Here is a 1,277-nt window from a genome sequence, read left to right as displayed (position 1 = left end):
CAGCGGCGGTTGTGGTTCGTGGACGGGGTGGTGGGGGGTTCGCGGGATTACTGCGTGGTGTGGCCGCTGCGGCTCCGTGGACTGCTGGATGTGGACCGGTTGGCGGCGGCGGTCGCGGCGGTTGTGGCGCGGCATGAGGTGTTGCGGTCGCGGTTTGTGGGGGTGGACGGCGAGCCGGTGATGGTGGTCGAGCCGCCGGGTGATGTTCCGGTGGAGTTCGTGGATTTGTCGGGGGCTTCGGAGGATGCGCGTGTCCTCGAATTAAAGGCGTTTATCAGCGAGGAGGGGGATCGGGTTTTTGATTTGGCGGCGGGTCCTGTCGCGCGTTTCCGTTTGGTGCGTTTGGGGGTGGCTGAGCATGTGTTGATCGTGGCGGCTCATCATATTGTTTTCGATGGCTGGTCGGGGTCGGTGTTTCTGTCGGATTTGGGGGTGCTGTATTCGGGGGGTGTTCTTCCGGATTTGGCGGTGTCGTTTTCGGATTTCGTGGTGTGGGAGCGGGAGTGGTTGTCGGGGGGTGTTCTGGAGGAGCAGGTGGGGTTTTGGCGGCGGGCTTTGGCGGGTGCGCCGTCGGTGGTGGAGTTGCCGGTGGATCGGGTTCGGCCGGCTCGTCGGTCGGGTGCGGGTGCGCGGTTGGCGTTCGGGCTGGATGCGGGTGTGGTGGCGGGGCTTTCGGGGGTGTGCCGGGTTGAGGGTGCGACGTTGTTCATGGGTTTGCTTGGTGTGTTGAATGTTGTGGTTTCGCGGTATTGCGGGGTTTCTGATGTGGTGGTGGGGACGTTCGCGTCGAATCGGACCATGCCGGAGTTGGAGGAGCTGGTCGGGTTTTTCGTGAATACGTTGGTGTTGCGGACGGATGTGGCGGGGGATCCGGGTTTCGCTGAGGTGGTGCGGCGTTCTCGGGTGACGGCGGTGGGGGCGTTCGGGCATCAGGATGTGCCGTTTGATCGGGTGGTGGAGGAGGTTGCTCCGGCTCGGGTGGCGGGGGTGATGCCGTTCGTTCAGGTGGCGTTGGTGGTGCAGAACGCGCCGGAGGCGGGGGGTGATTTGGGGTCGGGGGTGGTGGTGGAGCCGGTTCCGGTTGAGGTGCGGTCGGCGGCTTTTGATTTGTCGGTTCAGGTGTGGGAGGCGGCCGGTGGTGGGGTGGAGGGGTTTGTTGAGTATTCGACGGAGTTGTTTGATCGGGTGACGATCGAGCGGTTTGTTACGGCGTTTGGGTTGGTGGTGGAGGCGGGGGTCGCGGATCCGGAGCGGCCGATCTCCGAGCTTCCCCTCGT

Annotated in this window: 1 protein-coding gene; it reads left to right on the top strand. The window is 64.4% G+C overall.

Features of this window, described 5'->3' with window-relative positions:
• Positions 1 to 54 precede the first annotated feature (54 nt).
• Positions 55 to 1,277: condensation domain-containing protein (locus AWQ68_RS00195; protein WP_245655679.1), on the top strand; the 1,223-nt coding region annotated here is incomplete at its 3' end.

It is taken from the genome of Microtetraspora fusca (assembly GCF_001570365.1).
GTDB classification, from domain to species: domain Bacteria; phylum Actinomycetota; class Actinomycetes; order Streptosporangiales; family Streptosporangiaceae; genus Microtetraspora; species Microtetraspora fusca.
Note: the sequence above shows the minus strand (reverse complement) of the source record. Positions and strands in the feature narration are given on the sequence as shown.